Below are 3,863 nucleotides of genomic sequence, written 5' to 3'. Positions count from 1 at the left end.
GACGGTAACTCGCCAAACTTCAGCATGAGCAGCTTTCGCAGCATGTTTTGTGCTTCATGCTGACGGCCCTGTTGCATACCCTGTTGCATGCCCTGCTGCATGCCCTGTTGCATACCTTGCTGAATACCTTCCGTACGAAGACGCTCTGCTAAACCAGCCATTTTGCTTTCCTCCTGAGGATAGCTGCGATGATGGCACTTTAGCGAGCTAGGGCTCGATCAGGGCGGCTGGCGCCGCCCTTCGCGGGTGCCTCTTTCGCTCGTTGCTCTCGCTCTTTCGTTACGCCGCGCTACGGGGTGATCGCCCATGCGTATCGTTGGCGATGCATCCGTAGCGCGGTGTAAGCGGAGCGCACCCGCGAAGCACCCCGTGAGGGGTGCCGGTGAGGCCAATGAGGTTTGCTCAATTACCGTGGCTCGATCAGGGCGGCTGGCGCCGCCAACGCGGGTGCCTCTTTCGCTCGTTGCTCTCGCTCTTTCGTTACGCCGCGCTACGGGGTTGGTGCCGCCATTCGAGGTGTTGACGCGGTTGCTCGTTATGGCGCGAAACGGGGTTGGTGCCACGCCTCATAACGTTGGCGGTGTTCCCGTAGCGCGGTGTAAGCAGAGCGCACCCGCGAAGCAGCCCGCTAGGGGTGCCGATGATGGCGTGAGTGTCAGCGGTTACTGAATAGGTTCGATCAGGGCTTCCAATGTGTTGGCACTCAATATGCCTTCCATCCAGTTTTCCAGCTGCTCTATGGAAGCCGTCTCAATTTGGGTATCGGCCCATGACGGTAACTCGCCAAACTTCAGCATGAGCAGCTTTCGCAGCATGTTTTGTGCTTCATGCTGACGGCCCTGTTGCATGCCCTGTTGCATGCCCTGTTGCATACCTTGCTGCATGCCTTGCTGCATGCCTTGCTGCATGCCCTGCTGCATGCCTTGCTGAATACCTTCCGTACGAAGACGCTCTGCTAAACCAGCCATTTTGCTTTCCTCCTGAGGATAGCGCCTTTGGTAGGCTTTTCTTTCATCTGTGCTTAAATCGCTGTAGATATCGACAAAGTCTATGTATTTGAGTTGCTTTTCAATGCTTGGTTCCAGCGAAAACAGGCCTTGTATGGCATTGGCGTATACATCGATTTTATCTTTCTCTGCCCATTCCATATTCGGTAAATTAAGCCGTGCTACGATATTTTGGCTACTAAAATACTGATTGGCCGGCAATTTATTTAAATGTGTATGTAAATAGTGAAACTGTAGGTAGCTATGGCGTTCACTTCGAATATGCAGGCTTTCTACCACTTTTTTATTAGAATTCAAAAAAATCACCACCGGTACCACTCGTTCTGTATCGAATAGCTCACTCAGGTGCAGTGTGTAGTGCGCCAGCCTGTGGATCGAGAAACGGCCGGGATCCGTTTCTTCTTCTAGCGTGAACAGTAGCGCTTCGCGTTGCCCATTTGGCCACTCTACCAGCAACGGTACGTCTAGCTCATGAAATCTGTCACCCAGGCGCTCTTTTAATTGCTCCTGGCGAATAGGAGTGACTTTGACGCTAGGCAGTAAATCTCCAGCCTCTTCTGATGCAAAGAAAGCGAGGGCTTCGCGAGGATAGTCCAAAATCAGGTTCTTGAAATTTTGATCGTGGCTTGTACGGTTCGCCATGGCTTTTCCTTGCTGTGGCTTAATCGGGGCGGCTGGCGCCGCCTTCGCGCCGGGCCGCCGCTGCGGGTGCCTCTTTCGCTCGTTTCTCTCGCTCTTTCGTTACGCCGCGCTACGGGGTGATCGCCCATGCGTATCGTTGGTGATTCACCTGTAGCGCGGTGTAAGCGGAGCGCACCCGCGAAGCACCCCGTGAGGGGTGCCGAATATGCCACTGGGGTTTGCTCGATCACCGTGGCTCAATCGGGGCGGCTAGGGCCGCTAATACGGGTGTTGGCGGCTATTTATTGCTACGTGCGTTATGAGGGGCGTGCAGATCTCACTTTAGATCTGTCCCATTTTCTAAGCACTGAATCAACAAACCACTGTGAATCAAATTTTTTAAATTCGCTTTCATAGATATCTAGAAAACCATCAGGTGTGGCTTCTGCAAAATGCAGATGCATTTCACTAGAATTATCAAAAAAATAAGTTCTTCTACATTTCACAACCATTTCATGCAAAAGTGACAAGCTTGCTTGATAGCGACTTATTATCTTTTCGGCAGGGACATCATGCCCACCACTCGAAACTCTTTGTGCAACACGAGCCTGATTAATCTCAGGACTTGATGTGCAAATATAATAGAGGTAGGGCTCAAACCCAAAATCTAGTGCTTTTTCAACAAATATTATGTGACTACTATGACTCATAACAGATTCATAGGTGAGGGATAGGCCAGACTCCAACCAATCCTCTCTCAGGCCTGTGGCAATCGCTTGCGCAGAGATCGCAGCAAAATACGTTTCAAACTCTTTAGCAAAAGACTTTACGAACGCCTTGCCCTCAGACATTGCGGTTGAGGTTTTTTCAATAACATCATTTAGCTCAATATGCTTCGCAATATCATCAGGATTTAAATATTGCCCTAATGGTATTTTCTTACTAAGCAAAAATTGAGTCAGGGTTGTTTTACCCGAGCCATTTGGGCCAGCAATAAGCCTTAACCTTGGCACAAATACTCCCTAAGATTGAATGGCTGGGCTTGTTTTAACTTTTTGAGCTGCTTGACCTGATGATCGGGCGACTCTTCAACCAGATAGCCATCACGCTCATAGACCACAGAAACACCGGCAGCCAAATTTTTTTGGATGGCCGCGCGAGAGGATTCGCTCGCAAACTGCATGAGTGAGCGCGTGTCTTGCATTGGATCTTTTCTCTTACCTTTGCGCACCATCGCTAGCTTTTCGTGGTTTGATTTCTGACTCATGATTTCTCCCTTCTCAGTACAGCTTGTGAAACCATAGATTCATTATAGACCGAGTAGTTTCGAATAGAGCAGGCTATTGCAATGATTCATTAAATATCGTGGCTCAATCAGGGCGGCTGGCGCCGCCTTCGCGCCGGGTCGCCGCTGCGGGTGCCTCTTTCGCTCGTTGCTCTCGCTCTTTCGTTACGCCGCGCTACGGGGTTGGTGCCCATGCGTATCGTTGGCGATGCATCCGTAGCGCGGTGTAAGCGGAGCACACCCGCGAAGCACCCCGTTAGGGGTGCCGAATATGCCACTGGGGTTTGCTCGATCACCGTGGCTCGGGGCGGCTAGGGCCGCCCTTCGCGGGTGCCTCTTTCGCTCGTGGCCTCGCTCTTTCGTTACGCCGCGCTACGGGAATCCTGCCGCGCTTCTAAAGGTGCTACGTATTCGTAGCGCGGTGTAAGCAGAGCGCACCCGCGAAGCACCCCGTTAGGGGTGCCGAATATGCCACTGGGGTTTGCTCGATCACCGTGGCTCAATCGGGGCGGCTAGGGCCGCCTTCGCGGGTGCCTCTTTCGCTCGTTGCTCTCGCTCTTTCGTTACGCCGCGCTACGGGGTTGGTGCCCATGCGTATCGTTGGCGATGCATCCGTAGCGCGGTGTAAGCGGAGCACACCCGCGAAGCACCCCGTTAGGGGTGCCGAATATGCCACTGGGGTTTGCTCGATCATCGTGGCTCAATCGGGGCGGCTAGGGCCGCCCTTCGCGGGTGCCTCTTTCGCTCGTGGCCTCGCTCTTTCGTTACGCCGCGCTACGGGAATCCTGCCGCGCTTCTAAAGGTGCTACGTATTCGTAGCGCGGTGTAAGCAGAGCGCACCCGCGAAGCACCCCGTTAGGGGTGCCGAATATGCCACTGGGGTTTGCTCGATCACCGTGGCTCAATCGGGGCGGCTAGGGCCGCCTTCGCGGGTGCCTCTTTCGCTCGTT

Annotated in this window: 3 protein-coding genes; all 3 read right to left on the bottom strand. The window is 53.2% G+C overall.

All coding sequences use genetic code 11. From position 1 onward, the window contains the following. Window positions 1-662 precede the first annotated feature (662 nt). Window positions 663-1,649: a DUF4351 domain-containing protein gene (locus CWI66_RS18490; protein ID WP_100732355.1), complete on the bottom strand. Its 987-nt coding sequence runs from the start codon at window positions 1,647-1,649 to the stop codon at window positions 663-665. 296 nt (window positions 1,650-1,945) lie between these two features. Then, the gene (locus CWI66_RS18115) at window positions 1,946-2,641 is read right to left on the bottom strand and encodes a zeta toxin family protein (protein ID WP_157809002.1); all 696 of its coding nucleotides are present in this window, start codon (window positions 2,639-2,641) and stop codon (window positions 1,946-1,948) included. After that, window positions 2,629-2,895: a hypothetical protein gene (locus CWI66_RS17230; RefSeq protein ID WP_100732354.1), complete on the bottom strand. Its 267-nt coding sequence runs from the start codon at window positions 2,893-2,895 to the stop codon at window positions 2,629-2,631. The genes CWI66_RS18115 and CWI66_RS17230 overlap by 13 nt, the downstream gene beginning before the upstream one ends. Window positions 2,896-3,863: the final 968 nt, after the last annotated feature.

Source organism: Halomonas sp. 141 (assembly GCF_002810305.1).
Taxonomy (GTDB): Bacteria; Pseudomonadota; Gammaproteobacteria; order Pseudomonadales; family Halomonadaceae; genus Vreelandella; species Vreelandella stevensii.
Note: the sequence above shows the minus strand (reverse complement) of the source record. Positions and strands in the feature narration are given on the sequence as shown.

Coding starts and splice junctions, on each gene's coding strand:
- CWI66_RS18490 (WP_100732355.1), bottom strand. CDS start 1,649: ATGGCGAACCGTACAAGCCACGATCAAAATTTCAAGAACCTGATTTTG.
- CWI66_RS17230 (WP_100732354.1), bottom strand. CDS start 2,895: ATGAGTCAGAAATCAAACCACGAAAAGCTAGCGATGGTGCGCAAAGGT.